Source organism: Tenacibaculum sp. L6 (genome assembly GCF_028823685.1).
In the GTDB taxonomy this organism is placed as follows: domain Bacteria; phylum Bacteroidota; class Bacteroidia; order Flavobacteriales; family Flavobacteriaceae; genus Polaribacter.
Window position 1 is genome coordinate 1 of the sequence record NZ_JAPEHZ010000047.1, and the last position, 17115, is coordinate 17115.

Consider the following 17115-nt stretch of genomic DNA (forward strand, 5'->3'; position numbering starts at 1 on the left):
AAGTTTTCAATTGAAAACTTCCCTTTTTTTTATGGTTATTTATGTGATATTTCTCACATTCGTTCGAAATGACCTAATAATACATTACTTTAAATTAACACGAAGTATCCGCAATGATTTTCCATTCGCCTTGTATCTTCTTAAAGATGATCATAAAAACGCCGTTGGCGTCTCCTACAGATCTTTTTAAGTGATATTCTCCCATTACAGAATAGGCTCCTTCAGTAATTTTAGAAATATCATTAATTTTAAAAGTCAATGTTCCTGAGTGTTCTTTTGTTGGATACCCTTTTTTATAATTATCTAAGGTTTTTTGCCATCCAAAAGTTATTCCGTTTCGTCCGTAAAACTTTAATGAATCACTCTTCCAATACCCTTGCATAAAGCCTTCTAAATCGTGTTTGGACCAAGCTTCTTCCTGAGCTTTCATCACCGATAAAATCTCTTGCTTTTCTGTTTCTTCAGAAACAGTTTTAACTACTTCTTGTTTACACGAAACAAATAGTGTCAGTAAAAAAACGACAGTCAATAACTTTTTCATCTTAAAATAATGAGTTTATAATTTCTTTGATAGTAATTCCTTCAGCCTCTGCTTTATAATTCTTTACTATTCTGTGTGATAAAATAGGAATTGCTACTGCTTGCACATCTTCAATATCTGGAGAATACTTTCCGTTAACCGCAGCATGTGCTTTCGCTGCTAAAATTAAATTTTGTGAAGCTCTTGGACCAGCTCCCCAATCAATATACTTTTTGATTAATTCTGTTGCTTTATCAGAATTAGGGCGTGTTTTACCTACCAATTTAACAGCATACTCTACTACATTATCAGCTACAGGAATTTTACGAATCAATTTTTGGACTTCAATAATTTCTTCTGAAGAAAAAATAGCATTTACTGTTTGTTCAGCTATTGACGTCGTATTTTTTACCACTTGCACCTCTTCTTCAAAACTTGGGTATTCTAAGTTAATTGAAAACATAAAACGGTCTAGTTGGGCTTCTGGTAATGGATACGTTCCTTCTTGTTCTATTGGGTTTTGTGTCGCTAACACAAAAAATGGTAAATCTAACTTATAATGATGTCCCGCCACAGTTACCGACTTCTCTTGCATGGCTTCTAGTAAAGCTGCCTGTGTTTTAGGAGGTGTACGATTTATTTCGTCGGCTAAAATGATATTTGAGAAAATAGGTCCTTTTATAAATTTAAAATTACGTGTTTCATCTAGTATTTCACTTCCTAAAATATCAGAAGGCATTAAATCGGGCGTAAACTGAATTCTACTAAAATTTAATCCTAATGCGTTTGAAATTGTATTTACCAACAAGGTTTTTGCTAATCCAGGAACACCTATTAATAACGAGTGACCTCCACAAAAAATCGAAAGCAACGTATAATTTACAGCTTCTTGCTGTCCTATTATAACTTTTCCTATTTCTTGCTGTAGTTGGCTGTATTTTTCTACCAGTGTGTTTACTGCTGTTACGTCAGACATAAATGAAAGTTTTTCTTTACTCAATAAATTTAATTACAAACTTTTATAAAATGAAATTCCCGCTTTCGCGGGAATGACAATATACTAAATTTATTACTTCTTATTTATTTTCTTTCTTCCAATCTTTCTTGAAAGTACAATCTTTATAATCGTTTCCTAACTTTAAATACGTTTCTTGTATTTTTTGCTTTGTCCATTTAGCTATTTCTTCTTCTTTCTTTTTAGCCAAAGCAAACTGTTGCATTCTTACATAATCTTGAACTAAATCAGCCGTATGGTTATCTGTTTTATCTTTCATTAAGATTACCCCATACATTTTTTCTCCTTCACGAGTTTCATCATAATAAATATCTGATAAATCTCCTTTATTTAACTCACTAATTCTTGGATATAATTCTGGAGGCATTCTTGTTAATTCAAAAGAAGGTTCTTGTGTGTATGGGTTTACAATTAAACCTCCACTATTTTTAGTTTCTTCATCTTCAGAATACTTTGCTACAGCTTCCTCAAATGTAATTTTACCTTCTTTTATTTCAGCTACAATTTTTTCAATTTCCTCTTTAGTTTCTTGTAGTTTTTCATCAGAAATTTGAGGTTGCATTAAAATATGAGATACTTCTCGTTGATTCCCTTTTACTTTATGTAATTGAAGAATATGGTATCCGAATGCTGATTTAATAGGTTCTGAAATTTGATTTACATCTAACGAAAAAGCAGTTTCTTTAAACTCTTTGATAAACGGACTATCTTTAGTTATCACATATTTTCCTCCGTTTTGAGCTACAGCAGGATCTTCTGAGTTAATAATCGCTTTTAATTTAAAACTTGCTCCTTCTTCAATCTCTTTTTTAATTTCTTTAAGTTTGTTTATAACACGATCTACTTCTTCTTGAGTTGGTTCAGCTTTTAAGATTAATTGATTTAACACTACTTCTGCAGGAATTTCAGGAAGTTCTCCTTTCTCTTCTAAACCTTTAAAATATACTCTAATTTCTTCTGGAGTAACATCAATATCTTCTGTTATCTTTTGTTGCTCTTTTTCTATTAGTAAGTTTTCTTTTTGAACTCTAGCTAATTCTTTCTTAAAATCTTCAACGTCGTTAAAACCATAAACTTCAACTGCTTTTTCTTCACTTCCGTGCTCTTGCGTAAAAAAAGCAACACTTCGGTCTACTCTTCCGTCTATCTCAGATTGAGACACTACTACACTATCAATTACAGCGTGGTGTGCTAATAATTTTTGTTGCATTAACTCTTCAAGCATTTCGCAGTCAGAAATCTTTACTTTTCCTTCACTTCGTAACTCTACTTCTTGCTTAAATTTATCAATATCAGAATCTAAAACAATGTTTTTACCTACTACAACGGCTACTCCGTCTATTTTTTCTTGTGCGTTTAACGTAGTTAAACCTGCTAAAAACAAGGCAAAAGCTATACTAGTATTCTTTAAAGTTTTTGTTTTGGATTGCATCATTTATTAGTGTTTTTTCAATATCTCGTATTAATTCTAATTTTCTTTTATGTAAAATAATTTGCTTAATTCTAGGGCTAACATAGCTTAAAGGAGCAGTTGCATTCTTAGGCAATATATTTTTTACAGCGACCAAATATACTCCTAAAGTATCTTCTTTTTGTATGAATTTTGATATTTTTAACAAGTTTTCCTTTGATTCATTACGAAAAGGAGGTATTTTTTTCTTTAAATAATCAAAAGTAACCCAAGTTGAATCTTGTAAACGATATGATTTAAAGTTCAACAAGTGTCTTTCTAAATCTACTTTATCTTCTTCTTTTTCTGATTTAAACTTCGCTATGGTCTCCTTTTTATCTAAAAACTTTTTACCAAAATTTATATACTCAAATTGTAGTAATTCTTCATTTGTTTTAAAGTTTTCTTTGTTCTCTTCATAATAAGAAGCTATCTCTTCTTCACCTACAACTGTGTCTAATTGCTGCTTTATTAATCGTTCTTTGTAACCGTTTATGTATAAACTTTTTTTGTAATCGTTTACTAAGCCTTCAATCTGCTCGCTATTTACTTCTGATATATTTTCTTCAGCTTTTATATATAACAATTCTTGTTTAGCCCACGAATTGATAATACCTTTAACGAGTACTAAACTATCTTTTTTAGAAAGATTTTTAGGTAATAACCCTTTAATATCATTCTTATACAAATGTTTGTTATAAACTGTGGCTATAGGTTTATCTTCTCTTGTTTTTTCTTTCTTTAAACTAACAAGATCACATGAAACTATACTTATTAACACTATTAGAAAAATATATTTCTTCACTTTATACTATTGGTTATACGTTTTCTTTAATTTTCTTAAAACCTTTTCTTTTACTTTGATAGTATTCTTTTCTCTTAAATCTTTAATCCACTCTTTTTCTAATTCATCTTGATAATCGCTCATCACCTGCCCTCTAATTTCATCAAGTTCTTTGCCATATTTGTTTTTATGAGTCGAGTAAAACTGACTCAATCCTACCTCATCAGTTGAAGCCTTGTTCCAAATTTTAGCTTCCATTAAATCAAACAATAGCAATCCTTCTTTATATTCTTGCAGAATGTTTTTATATTCAGAATTCTTATTCGCTAAATCTTCTTTGAAATAGTTTATCACTTTGTTATTTACAAACTCTTTAAACAGCTTTTGATCTACTTGCTGGTTTTTAGAGGCAGCAAACATAACTAAATCTTTTTGTAACCATTCTTTTCCGTTAATAGAAAGTACTCTCTTATCTAGCTTTCCATTCTTTTCTACTTTTATAGCTTCTTTAAGAATATTAAGTGCTTGAGGATATTCTTTTACTTTGTAGTTCTTTTTTATCTTTTCTATGCTTCCAATACTTAAAGCTTTTGCCCTACTTGAGTTTTTTATTTTTGTTGTTAGCTCCTCTTTCATTTCTTCAAAAGAAGCTATAGGGTAATTCTTTAATAGCTTAACTATATGCCAACCGTATTTTGTTCTAAAAGGTTTACTATAATCTCCTATTTTTTCAAGTTTTAATACCTCATTCTCAAATTTCTCTACCATTTCTCCAGTTCCAAACCTTGGTAATTTTCCTCCATTATTTGCAGAGCCTAGATCATCTGAATATTCTTTTGCTAACTTTTCAAAAGAACCTCCTGATTCTAAAAGCTGATAGATCTCTTCTATTTTAGACTTACCTTTTGCTGAATTCTTTACTAAAATATGGGCTACATCAAATTCTCCTTTAGATAATCTACTTCCTGTTACTTTTATGATGTGGAGTCCGAATTTGGTTTGAAAAGGCTCTGAAATTTCTCCTATTCTTGTTTTGTACGCTACATTTTCAAAAGGATATATCATTTGAAAAGCAGAAAAGTACCCTAAATTTCCTCCATTAATTTTCGCAGACGGATCCTCAGACACTTCTCTTGCAACTTTAGCAAAATCTTCTCCTTGTATTATTCTACTTCTATATCTGTCAATTTTGCTTTTTAAAAACGAAGTATCAACAGCTATTCCATTACTCGGATATTTCACTAAAATATGACTCGCCTTAATTTCTGTTTTGGTACGTTCATAGGCTTCCTTTACCAATTCATTAAGCGTCTCTTTATCGTATAAATATGGAATGATGAGTTGATTCTTATATATTTCCAACTCTTCTTGATAACTTTTCACAGTATCTAAGCGTAAATTATAGGCTTCTTTTACTTTCAATTTATAGTTAATAAAAAGCTCTAAATAATCATCAAGACCACTGCCCTTTCCTTCTTCTACTAAAGGTAAATTCTTTTCATACACTTGCTTAAACTCCGAAACTAATACAGGAGTATCATTAATCCGAAACAATTCCTGATCTCTTTGTGAAAAAGTTGGAAGAATTGTACACGAAACAGCTAGTATGAAAAGTAGATTTTTCATGCTATAAATTTACAAAGAAATAATTCCTTTTATAGTCTCTGCTTTTTTGTAATAAGAAATAACTTCGTCTGAACTTTTAACCGTTAAGTGTATTGAAACACTTACATACTTGCCTGTTTTAGATTTTTTGGTATCAATAACCGCTCCACCTTCATTAAATAAATCTTGTACTTCTTGTACTTGATTTCCATCCGTAGGAACAATAAACTTGTATAAGTATTTAGCTGGAAAAGTTGTAGTATCTTCTAACTGTGATTTTAATTTTGCGTAAAAAGCCTCTCTATCTTGCATAACTCAATAATTACTGTTTTTATTAAAAATCATCAAAAAATATAGAATTCATGATAATGAAGCACAAAATTACACTATTTATTATATTTATAACTTGAAACTTTTATTTTTGCCACATGCAACAAAAAATAGTTTTAATAGGTGGTCCTGGTACGGGTAAATCCTCTATTTTAAGAGAATTTATTAAGCGTGGATATAAATGTATGCCAGAGATTTCAAGAGAGGTTACCCTAAAAGCTCAAAAAGATGGAATAGATCAACTTTTTTTAGAGCAACCCTTACTATTTAGTCAACTTTTATTAGAAGGACGAGAACAACAATATATAGATGCACACCAAAGTGATGCTGAAATTATCTTTTTTGATAGAGGAATTCCTGATGTACATGCCTATATGAATTATTTGGGTTCTGACTTTCCTGATATTTTTATAGAAAAAAGCAATAAATACTTATACACCAAAGTATTTATGTGTGCCCCTTGGGAAGACATTTATAAATCTGACAACGAACGTTATGAAACGTTTGAACAATCAGTAAAAATTGATACTTTTTTAAAAGAAGCTTACGAAGAAATAGGCTATAATATAATTGATGTTCCTTTTGGGACGGTACATGAGCGTTGCGATTTTATTTTACATACGTTAAAACACGATGTATGATACAGCGCTTCAAATACTAAAACACTACTGGAGGTTCAACTCGTTTAGAGAACCTCAACAAAATATAATTACAGAAGTATTAGCAGGAAACAACGTAGTTGTGCTACTTCCTACTGGTGGTGGTAAATCTATTTGTTTTCAAGTACCTGCTTTAGCAAAAGAAGGTATTTGTATTGTCATTTCTCCTTTAATTGCTTTGATGCAAGATCAAGTTGCAAATCTTACTGAAAGAGGTATTAAAGCTACTTTAATTCCTTCTGGAAGTACCCAGGATGAAATCATTACACTTTTTGACAACATCCGATTTGGAAAAACTAAGTTTTTATACCTTTCGCCCGAACGATTACAATCTCGTTTTATTCAAGAGAAAATTAAGCAATTAGATGTTAATTTGATTGCTATTGATGAGGCACATTGTATTTCTGAATGGGGACACGATTTTCGTCCGTCGTATCAGAATATTACAATTTTAAAAGAATTACAACCTTCTGCCCCTATAATTGCTTTAACCGCAACTGCTACACAAAAAGTAATTTCAGATATTACTAGTTCACTTGAGTTGGAAAGCCCAACTGTATTCAAAAAATCTTTTTTTAGAGAAAATTTAGCCTATCAAATTTATAAGACAGAAGACAAACTTGGTAAGCTGAATCAAATTTTCACTAAAACAAAAGCTCCTACGATTGTATATGTGAATACACGTAGCAAAACAAAAGAGATTAGTAGTTACCTAAATGCACAAGGTTTTAAAAGCTCTTTTTATCATGGCGGACTATCTGCTGTAGAAAAAAAACTTGCTTTTGATAATTGGATGACAGAGAAAACTCCCATAATCGTTGCTACAAATGCTTTTGGGATGGGAATTGACAAACCAAATGTTCGAGTAGTTGTGCATATCAATTTACCTTCTTCTATCGAAAATTACATTCAAGAAGCAGGTCGTGGCGGTCGTGATGGAAACAAAGCTTTTTCTGTAGTATTAACAAATAACAGTGATATTTCTCTAAGTAGTGAATTACTTAAAAAATCGCTTCCTAGTATTGATGAAATAAAAATTGTTCATCAAAAGTTATATCAACATTTTCAAATTGCTAAGGGAGAATTAATCGAATCTGCTTTTGACTTCAACTTTTTGGATTTTTGTAGCAAATACGGTTTTATACCCAATAAAACTTTTAATGCGCTTCAAATTCTAACTAATAATGGAATTATAGAACTCAATCATAATTTTCAACAGAAATCTACCGTTCAATTTTTAGCAACGAGTAAACAAGTCATTTCTCAAACGCATAAAAACATACAGCTTAAAAACTTTATTCAGCAAATTTTACGTTTATATGGTGGAATTTTTGAAAACCCTGTAAAAATTGATGAATTCTATATCGCTAAAAAACTAGGTTCTACTTCTTGGAGTGTCATTACTATGTTAGAAAAATTAGCCCAAGAAGAACTGATTACATATGCAAAATCAACCAACAATGCTGAGCTTTTCTTTTTGCATCCTAGAGAAGATGACAAAACCATTAACCGAATTTCAGTAAACATTCAGCAGTATATCAAACAAAAAGAACAAAAAAACAACGATTTACTTCAGTTTATTAAAAACGATACAGTTTGCCGTAGTATGCAGCTTCTCTCCTACTTTGATGAGCAGAATGCTCAAAACTGTGGAATTTGTGATGTTTGTTTACAGAAGAAAACTAGAACTAATGTAAATCAGCAAGATATATTATCGCTATTTAAAGATGGAGAAAGCTATACAGTTATTGAAATCTGCTCGCTTCTAAATGAAAAAGAAGCGAACATTTTAATACTTTTGCGACAGCTACTGGCTGAAGAAAAAATACACACGAATAACAATAAATATTATTTGATATAAATGAGAGATTTACGCATTGTTTTTATGGGAACCCCAGATTTTGCTGCTACTATTTTACAACACTTAGTAGAGAATGATTATAATGTTGTGGGAGTTATTACCGCGGCAGACAAACCTGCAGGAAGAGGTCGTAAACTAAATCAATCTGCAGTTAAAAAATATGCGTTATCTCAAAACTTACCTATTCTTCAACCAACAAACTTAAAAAGTGAAGAGTTTCAAGAAGAACTAAAAAAATGGAACGCCAACTTACAAATAGTAGTTGCTTTTAGAATGTTACCAAAATCGGTTTGGGCAATGCCAGAATATGGTACGTTTAATTTACACGCTTCTTTATTACCAGAGTATCGTGGAGCAGCACCTATTAACTGGGCAATTATTAATGGTGAAACCAAAACAGGCGTTACTACGTTCTTTATTGATGATAAGATTGATACAGGTGAAATCATCTTACAAAGTGAAGTTGATATTAAAGAAGATGAAGTTGTAGGTGAATTACATGACAAACTAATGTATTTAGGAGCCAACTTAGTTGCTGAGACAGTTGATTTAATTGCAAAAGGTGATGTAACCACTACCAAGCAACCAGAATTAGAAGAAAAATCAGCTCCTAAACTGTATCCTGACAACTGTAAAATTGATTGGTCTAAGCCATTACAAGATATATACAACCATATCCGTGGATTAAACCCATATCCTGCCGCTTGGACAACCATTATAAACGGCGAAGAGGAAGTTTCAGCTAAAATTTATGAGGTTTCTAAAGAAAACACTTCACATTCTTTAGATAATGGAACAATTATTACCACAAAAAAAGAGTTAAAAGTAGCGGTTACAGATGGTTACTTAAATATTCATCAAATTAAAATTTCAGGTAAAAAATTAATGGATGCTCAGAGTCTATTAAATGGCTACCAATTTGAAAAAGGAGCTAAAATGCTGTAGCCCTTTATTTATAAGGTTTTAGCGTTTTTAACAAAAAAAACAATCAGGGTTATTAACAATTCGAAGTAACTTATTAACAAAAGAGTGTTTTTTTTAGGCCAAATCTTGCACAATCCCGCATTCCGTCTATATTTGTTGAGCTATTGAAGCAAAAAAAATATTAATTAATTTTTAAAATCTATTAAAATTATGAACAAATCAGATTTAATCGATGCGATGGCTGCTGATGCAGGAATTTCAAAAGCTGCTGCTAAAGCTGCATTAGATTCTTTAACAACTAACGTAACTAATACTTTAAAGAAAGGTGATAAAGTTGCTTTAGTTGGATGGGGAACTTGGTCTGTTTCTAAGAGAGCTGCTAGAACTGGTAGAAACCCTCAAACTGGAAAAGAAATCAAAATTGCTGCTAAAAACGTAGTTAAATTTAAAGCTGGTGCTGGTTTAAGTGACTCTGTAAACTAATATCCTCCTCAAAACATATTACAACAGCATTTAGGAAACTAAATGCTGTTTTTTATTTCTATAGTGTCACAAAAAACATACAGCTATTGTCTTTAAAATAGAACTTAAAACAATTATACAATGAAAAATATAGCCACTCTTATCGTACTGCTATTTTGTTTCTCAACTACTTTTGCTCAAAAAACCATAAATGCATCTGATATTATAAAAGATGTTAAAAACGGTAAAGCTGTAACCATTTCAAATGCTACAATTAAAGGGACACTAGATTTTACTTTTATGGAAGAAGCGCTTCCTAAACTTCCTACCAGAAAAAGTTGGTGGAACAATGGCGGATCTAACACTATTGAAAAACAAATTACCAATAAAGTTTCGTTTGTAAACTGTGTTTTTGAAGATGATGTATTAGCATACATTCCTGATGAAAAAAGCGGATATACTTTTGTTGCTAATTTTGAAGACTTCGTAATTTTTAAGGACTGTACCTTTGAACAAAAAGCAATGTTTAAATATTCTGACTTTGAGAAAAACACAGACTTTTCTGGCTCTAAATTTAAAGGAGACTCTACTTTTAAATATGCTAAGTTTAATAGAGATATTTCTTTTAAGAATACCTTATTTGAAGAACCTTCTACTTTTAAATATGCAAACTTTAAGCGTTTTGTAAGTTTTGAAAACTCAGTATTTAACGAAAGTGCTATTTTTAAATACACTGATTTTAAAGATGGGGTATCATTTAGAAATGTAAAGTTTGAAGAAGACTTAAACATAAAATACACCAAAGTATCAGGTGGATTTGATATAACAGGTATGGAAGTAGCCTTTGATATTGACTCAAAGTACACTAAAATAAACGGTAAAAGTTTTAATAAATACTTACTGAAAAAATAATCTTAGAAAACTTTCTCTTAAACTATAAATAAAAAAACTCCGCCTTTCAGCGGAGTTTTATTTTTATTCTTCCTCATCGTTAAATGAAGAATTCTTTTTTTCTTTCTTACTACCTTCATACAGCTCGTACTTTACAAAACGACAATCTAAATCGGCATTTTTCAACGGAATTCTTTTCGATGTTCGTAATCCTACAAACTTTAATGCTTGAATATCCGATGTGATTAACCACGCTGTTGAATTAGGGTAATTGTTCTTTAGCGTATCTCCTATTTTTCTGTAAAACTCTTCTACATCAATATTTAAACGCTCTCCATAAGGCGGATTGAACAAAATTGTAGTTTTACCAAATACTTCTTTTTTGGAATTGAAAAAGTTTACGTGATGTACTCCTATAAACTCATCCAAATTTGCATTGATAATGTTTTGTTGAGCCTTTCTAACTGCAGATGGCGCTTTATCGAAGCCCATAATTTTAAAGTGTGAGCTTCGTATTTTCTTCAATAATGAATCTTGAATAATGAAGTATAAATCTTCATCATAATCGTTCCAGTTTTCAAAAGCAAAGTGCTTACGGTTGATATTTGCAGGAATTTGATTCGCAATCATTGCAGCTTCAATCAAAATAGTTCCTGAACCACACATCGGGTCGATAAAATTCTCTTCCCCTTTATATCCAGAAAGTAATAATAATCCTGCAGCTAACACCTCATTAATCGGTGCAATATTCGTAGCACTTCGGTATCCACGTTTGTGTAACGATTCACCAGAAGAGTCTAACGAAATAGTCAGCCATTCTTTATGAATATGAATATGAATCTTAACATCAGGATATTTTAAATCTACATTCGGACGCTTTTTATACTTATGCATAAAATAATCAGCAATAGCATCCTTCGATTTTAAACTGATATAATGTGAATTAGACGTGAAATTATTCGAATTTACCACAAACGTTCCCATTTTACACGTTGAATCGCTTCATATAAATCTTCTTCATCATAAATTTTACTGCGTTTAATTGGTTTTAAGATACGAATAGCAGTACGCAACGCAATATTGGCTTTATACATAAAGCCCTTATCACCTCTAAAAGCAACACTTCTTATCCCTTCTTTCACTTCCATTGCTCCTAACTGACGTAATTCGTCTGCTAAAACCCCTTCTAAACCTGCCATGGTAACGGCGGTCATTTTAAAATCTTTTTCCATGTAACTGTAAAATTTCACTGCAAAAGTACAGCTAATTTTGGGTTGTTATCAATCTTTTCTACTTTGAATACAAAAAACGTAAGTTTTATGTATTTTTGCAGACCTTAGAGTTATGAATTCAACAACAGATTGGTTTACTTCTTGGTTTAACACACCATACTATCATATTTTATACAAGCATAGAAACGATGCCGACGCTCAGTTTTTTATGCGAAACATTACTTCTTTTTTACAATTACCAAAATCGAGTAAGATTGCTGATTTACCATGCGGAAAAGGGCGTCATGCAGTTTATTTAAACTCATTAGGTTACGATGTCGTAGGTGGTGATTTGAGCGAAAAGAGTATTGAACACGCCAAACAATTTGAAAATGATACGCTTCATTTTGAGGTTTGGGATATGCGAAAACCTATAGAAAATAAATACGACGCCGTATTTAATCTATTTACTAGTTTTGGTTATTTTGAAGATGACAATGAAGACATTGCTGTTTTAAGAAGTATTAAAAACGGATTAAAAGAAGACGGTGTTTTTGTCTTGGATTTCTTAAATGTTGAAAAAGTAAAAAACACGTTGGTTAAAGAAGAAGTAAAAATTATTGATGATATTGAATTCAATATTCAAAAAGAAATCAAAGACGGATTCATCTTAAAACACATTTCTTTTACTGCGGAAGAAAAATCACATTTGTATACCGAACGCGTAAAGTTTTTAACCTTAGAAAAATTGCAATCGTACTTTGATAAAGTGAATTTGCAAGTAATACATATTTTTGGCGACTATAGCCTGAATAAATTCAATTCACAATCTTCTGATCGTTTAATTATCGTTGCTAAATGAGTTACTTCTTATTAATTTCAGCTGTGTTAGTAGGTGTTTTATTAGTTTTTATAATAAAACCAAGCAATAACTTCGTCCGTTTGTTATTAGCTTTTAGTGGTGCTTACCTTCTTTCTGTTACTATTTTACATTTATTACCAGAAGTATACCATCATACCGACAATACTAAATTAGCAGGTATTTTGATTTTAGTAGGAATCATTGTACAATCGATATTAGAATCATTTTCAAAAGGAGCTGAACACGGGCACATACACTTACATTCTGACTCGTCTAAATTTCCTTGGTTACTTTTTGTAAGTTTATGTATTCATGCTTTTTCAGAAGGATTACCAATTCATCATGCAGATGATAACTTATTATGGGCAATTATTGTACATAAAATTCCAATTGCAGTAGTTTTAACCACCTTTTTGTTACAAACAAAGTATTCAAAGAAAACAATCTTTTTCTTTTTAACTGTATTTGCATTAATGAGTCCTTTAGGTATTTTAGTATCTAACAAAGTTCCTTTAATAGAACAATACCATACAGAAATTACAGCTTTAATAGTTGGAGTATTTTTACACATTTCAACCATTATTCTTTTTGAAAGTACTGAAAATCATAAATTCAACTACAAAAAGTTTGCTGCTATTATTTTAGGAATATTACTAACTATCTTCTCTATGCACCAACCCCATTGAGAAAGCAGGTAAACAAACTGCTAAATACTCACAAGGTTCTGTAAATGGATTGGAATATTGAATACGTGTATTTTTTTCAATTTTGATAGATTGTCCTGCTTCTAACACTACAATTTCACCATCAATATTAAATTGCTTTTTTCCTTTAATTATATAAGTATATTCTTCAAATTCTGGTTTTTGAAAAGGTTCACTCCAACCTGGAGGAGCTATCATATGTGCAATACTTACTTTTGAATTTCCATCAGTAGCATTTCCAAAATGTTCTTCGATTAATTTTCCGTCGGTAGTTGGCACTACAAACGGACTTTTTTGAATGGTATATTTTTTACTCATATCGTTTTACTTATTTCTTTAGAATTTTTAATATTTAAGTCTAAAACTTCTTTATAACTTTATGTAACAGTAGCACACTATTAACCATTAAATCAGCAATAAAATTAAAATTATTTCTTTTCAGTTATAACCTAAACAGTACTTAAAATTGATATAAATAGGCTAAATAATAAGTAGTCTTTAAGTACACAATATTACTGATATACGCACAAGTTTCGTACAAAAATAATTGATTGTTCTTAAAAGACAGTACTTTACAGTAAGTATCTTAAAAATCAAGGCACTACCTATTTATTTTTAGATATATTTTTTATCTTTAAACTCAAAAATTGTTGTACCCCCAAAAAAATATCTATGAACATAAAAGCTAAACTTTTTGCGTGTGGAGAAGAACGAGAATTAATCTCTACCAGTTTAAATTATATTAGACTTACTGACTGGAACGGTAAACCTACATCAGCCTTAATGAATGGTAGTTTTACGGTTACTTACGAATCTCAAATGTATGATGACACCTATGCTGAGTGGATTATTGCCGATAGAACGCAAAATAAAAAGATAGAATATCCTGCTAATTTATACCAATTAAGAGATGGCAAGGTAATCTTTTATGAGGATGATTTTGATGGAGTAGAATTATTCCAATACAACTTTCAAGATGGTGCACTTATCAACTACTATGAGGTTTTTGATAACCAAAAAGGTATGTATGTTACCCTAACTATCTCTCCTGCTATGCAAGATTATCGTTTTTTTAATAATAGTTCAGATTGGCCTAGAAAAAGTAGAACTCGTTATATAAAACCATGGCAAGAGAGTTTTATACCGCCTATAGAAGAAACTACATATAAGCCGAAAGAAGATACAACACCTCGTATTATAAAAGTAAACTGGGTTAATAAGAGCAATGAAATTGTAAATAGTAGTCATTACGAAGAAAACTTAGGCCTTGAAATAGATTTGAATAACCCTAATGGAGGAAAGGTAAAAATTAGTATTACAAAAAAAGACAACACCAATTTTGATAAAAATACTAAAGAAATAGTATTGGAAGAACATGTTACTGGTAATAAAGTAACTATAACCGACTTTAAAGTAAAGAAAGAGTGGGAAGATTTTAAAAATGTAGAGATCGATGAACTAGTTGCTACTGCTACTTACTTTAGCAGTACTAAAGAAAGTACACAATTAAAAATAGAGCCAAAGCCTAAAATATTAGTGAGCTTTAGACCAAATGATAATTGGAAAGGAGAGTTTGGGTTCGACTGGATTAGAGAAAATGACACTAATTTGTTTAGAGACACTAAGTTTGAAGATATTATATCTAAACAATATAAAGACAGTGCTCATACTATTATAGAAAAAGATGTAAATCAATATAAAGGACATTTTAAAAAGGACTCAAGTCAGTATCAAAAATTAAAAGAAAAGTATTATAACGGTGTTAAAATACCTTGGAAAAAAGTTACTGATGCATATGGTCAGCAAGTTGAATATACGCATTATACAGAATGGATGAGCCTAAAAAAAGGTAAAGAAGCCAAGGTTAAAATTCATATAGATGTTACTGATAAAGGAGATTATTTACTATTTGAAGACAATGAAAACTTTACCATAAGCCCTAAAAAAATAGATATTAAAAATAAAGGAGGGAAGAAAAAACTAAGTGATATTGTTACCATAAAATGCGATAAGGAGTTTACAACCAACCAAGAAATAATTATAAAAGCGTATAAAGAAAACCAGCAAGAAGGTGTTGTAGCAGGTAAAATTAATGTATGGGCGAATGATGCGTCTAAACACAAACAGAAAAAAGTAGTATTTGTACAAGTTAATACAGATATTAATGGTAGTGGTGTTCCTAATATACCAGATGCCACAAAAGAAAAAGATAGAATTAATAAATATTTAGAACAAGCCTATATACAATTACATCCAGATTCTGTAATTGTTAATTTAGATTTAACAACTGACGCTGATTTTTCTAGATTTGTTAAAAATAATAAAATTCAAAAAGTAAGTACTCCTGTAGCTGCAATACCAGCAACTGCTACTACTCCTTCAAAACCTGCGATTCCTAGAGAAAGTATTGTTCGTTATTTAAAAAAACAATTAAAAAATATAGATGCTAAATATGATAGCCCAGACTTTTTTAAAGCCTTTTATTTTGCTGAGCATGGTTACCACCCTAACGGTAATTTAAGCGGTTTTTCAGCTGCAAATGCAGATTATGTAGTAGTATTTAAATCGGCTAATGACCAAACTGCTGCACATGAGTTTTTACATTCATTAAATTTACCACATACTTTTACGAATATAGAAGCTTCTGCTAATGCAGAATTTACCTATCAATACAGTAAAACAGACAACTTGTTAGACTATTCACATCATAATCCAAGAAACAACAATAATCGTTGTAGCCTATTTCATTGGCAATGGATTAAAGCTATTAATTCTATTTAACAAATGAAAAAACTCATATTTATATTTACAATATTAAGCCTCACTAGCTGTATGGCTCAAAAAACTTTAAAAATGGAACAAGAAATTATTATCCCTAAAATTAACAATAAAAGTACTTCAATAGAAACAAAAAAATTTAAACCTAATAGCCCTAGATACGAAATAATAAATGAAGAAGGCTGTGAAATATATACCAAAGCTAATATTGGCTTTGGTAAAGTTACTTTTTTCAACAATTCCTATTTCAAAATAATAGAAAGTTTTTATCCAAATACTCATACTAGAAAGAAAGGAGTTTCATTTAATAATGGTTCAGAATTTGGAACGTGGTATGAATTCAATAAAGAAGGAAAACTAATCAATGAAATTAATACCGATGAAGGCTACGATTTTGGTTGGTTAGATGTTGTAAAATATTGTCATAAACATGACATTCAGTTAGAAAAGGGTTATCCTAAAAGTGGTGGTGTTAAAACCGAAATTTATAAAAATGAAGAAGAAGGTAAAAAAGTATGGACAATAAGCTATTACAAACCTAAAACAGATGAGTATATAGAAGTTACACTTGATGGACAAACAGGAAAAGAAATTAAACGAAGAGATTTAGAGTTTATAGGTAATTAAGTAATTATTATTAACAACTTTTACTTCAAAAATATAGAAAGTTCTATTCCTTCAGCTATAAAAATATAATGTACTTGTTAAAATAAACAAAAAAGAGCACCCTAAAAGAATGCTCAATCTTTTCCATGTACAGTTACTAGCCCCCCAGCTGTATTACTGTACATTTCGGTTAGTGATTATTAACACAAAATTAACAATTTTATGTTATTACAAAACTAGAATTAATATAAATAAAGAATCCTTCATTTAGGAATCGTAATTCTTAGAAAAAAAACTTCCAAAAAACTATAAAATAGAACCATACTCTGTAAACTTCTCCTTTGTATATCAAAGTATATATAGTTGATAACATTGCGGCGTACTCCGTTGATACTACGCTATGGGTAGTTGAGATCACGGCATGGGTTGCTAATACTACGGCATGCTCCGAAG

General features: G+C 30.7%; 16 protein-coding genes and 1 pseudogene. 9 read left to right on the plus strand and 8 right to left on the minus strand.

Features of this window, described 5'->3' with window-relative positions; translation table 11 throughout:
• Positions 1-94: 94 nt before the first annotated feature.
• From OU788_RS09070 to OU788_RS09095, 6 genes are all read right to left on the minus strand, one after another.
• Positions 95-541, minus strand: coding sequence for a YybH family protein (locus OU788_RS09070; RefSeq protein WP_274634882.1), 447 nt, complete (start codon positions 539-541; stop codon positions 95-97).
• Position 542: 1 nt separating this feature from the next.
• Positions 543-1496 carry an AAA family ATPase gene (locus OU788_RS09075; protein WP_274634883.1) on the minus strand — a complete coding sequence of 318 codons (954 nt, stop codon included), beginning with the start codon at positions 1494-1496 and terminating at the stop codon, positions 543-545.
• A gap of 100 nt (positions 1497-1596) precedes the next feature.
• Complete coding sequence (locus OU788_RS09080) at positions 1597-2970, minus strand: peptidylprolyl isomerase (RefSeq protein WP_274634884.1); 1374 nt, start codon at positions 2968-2970, stop codon at positions 1597-1599.
• Positions 2933-3790, minus strand: coding sequence for a hypothetical protein (locus OU788_RS09085; protein WP_274634885.1), 858 nt, complete (start codon positions 3788-3790; stop codon positions 2933-2935). Before OU788_RS09085 ends, OU788_RS09080 begins: the two co-directional genes overlap by 38 nt.
• Before the next feature lie 6 nt (positions 3791-3796).
• Positions 3797-5395 (minus strand): peptidylprolyl isomerase, encoded by a 1599-nt coding sequence (locus OU788_RS09090; RefSeq protein ID WP_274634886.1) that lies wholly within the window; start codon positions 5393-5395, stop codon positions 3797-3799.
• A gap of 9 nt (positions 5396-5404) precedes the next feature.
• Complete coding sequence (locus OU788_RS09095) at positions 5405-5686, minus strand: DUF493 family protein (RefSeq protein ID WP_274634887.1); 282 nt, start codon at positions 5684-5686, stop codon at positions 5405-5407.
• A 116-nt stretch (positions 5687-5802) separates the two neighbouring features.
• Between OU788_RS09095 and OU788_RS09100 the strand changes: the two genes are divergently transcribed.
• The 5 genes from OU788_RS09100 to OU788_RS09120 all read left to right on the plus strand — a co-directional run bounded on the left by OU788_RS09100 (position 5803) and on the right by OU788_RS09120 (position 10522).
• Positions 5803-6345 carry an ATP-binding protein gene (locus tag OU788_RS09100; protein WP_274634888.1) on the plus strand — a complete coding sequence of 181 codons (543 nt, stop codon included), beginning with the start codon at positions 5803-5805 and terminating at the stop codon, positions 6343-6345.
• Positions 6338-8224, plus strand: coding sequence for a RecQ family ATP-dependent DNA helicase (locus OU788_RS09105; RefSeq protein WP_274634889.1), 1887 nt, complete (start codon positions 6338-6340; stop codon positions 8222-8224). The genes OU788_RS09100 and OU788_RS09105 overlap by 8 nt, the downstream gene beginning before the upstream one ends.
• A complete protein-coding gene (gene fmt / locus OU788_RS09110; RefSeq protein WP_274634890.1) occupies positions 8225-9169 on the plus strand; it encodes a methionyl-tRNA formyltransferase in 945 nt (314 codons plus the stop codon).
• Between the two features lie 189 nt (positions 9170-9358).
• A complete protein-coding gene (locus tag OU788_RS09115) occupies positions 9359-9631 on the plus strand; it encodes an HU family DNA-binding protein (protein ID WP_047789030.1) in 273 nt (90 codons plus the stop codon).
• Positions 9632-9751: 120 nt separating this feature from the next.
• Complete coding sequence (locus OU788_RS09120; protein WP_274634891.1) at positions 9752-10522, plus strand: pentapeptide repeat-containing protein; 771 nt, start codon at positions 9752-9754, stop codon at positions 10520-10522.
• A 63-nt stretch (positions 10523-10585) separates the two neighbouring features.
• Here OU788_RS09120 and OU788_RS09125 read toward each other — a convergent pair.
• A pseudogene (locus OU788_RS09125) lies at positions 10586-11733 on the minus strand (THUMP domain-containing class I SAM-dependent RNA methyltransferase).
• 112 nt (positions 11734-11845) lie between these two features.
• On the opposite strand from OU788_RS09125, the gene OU788_RS09130 reads away from it, so the two are divergent.
• Positions 11846-12574 (plus strand): class I SAM-dependent methyltransferase, encoded by a 729-nt coding sequence (locus tag OU788_RS09130; protein WP_274634892.1) that lies wholly within the window; start codon positions 11846-11848, stop codon positions 12572-12574.
• Positions 12571-13260, plus strand: a complete 690-nt coding sequence (locus OU788_RS09135; RefSeq protein WP_274634893.1) for a ZIP family metal transporter — start codon at positions 12571-12573, stop codon at positions 13258-13260. The genes OU788_RS09130 and OU788_RS09135 overlap by 4 nt, the downstream gene beginning before the upstream one ends.
• On the opposite strand, the gene OU788_RS09140 is transcribed toward OU788_RS09135, so the two are convergent.
• Positions 13228-13596 (minus strand): cupin domain-containing protein, encoded by a 369-nt coding sequence (locus OU788_RS09140; protein ID WP_121147479.1) that lies wholly within the window; start codon positions 13594-13596, stop codon positions 13228-13230. The genes OU788_RS09135 and OU788_RS09140 overlap by 33 nt on opposite strands.
• Positions 13597-13950: 354 nt before the next feature.
• Here OU788_RS09140 and tssD point away from each other — a divergent pair, with 354 nt between their 5' ends.
• Both tssD and OU788_RS09150 read left to right on the plus strand, forming a co-directional pair.
• Positions 13951-16059 (plus strand): type VI secretion system tube protein TssD, encoded by a 2109-nt coding sequence (gene tssD / locus OU788_RS09145; protein WP_274634894.1) that lies wholly within the window; start codon positions 13951-13953, stop codon positions 16057-16059.
• 72 nt (positions 16060-16131) lie between these two features.
• Positions 16132-16683, plus strand: coding sequence for a hypothetical protein (locus OU788_RS09150; protein ID WP_274634895.1), 552 nt, complete (start codon positions 16132-16134; stop codon positions 16681-16683).
• The last annotated feature ends 432 nt before the right edge of the window (positions 16684-17115 follow it).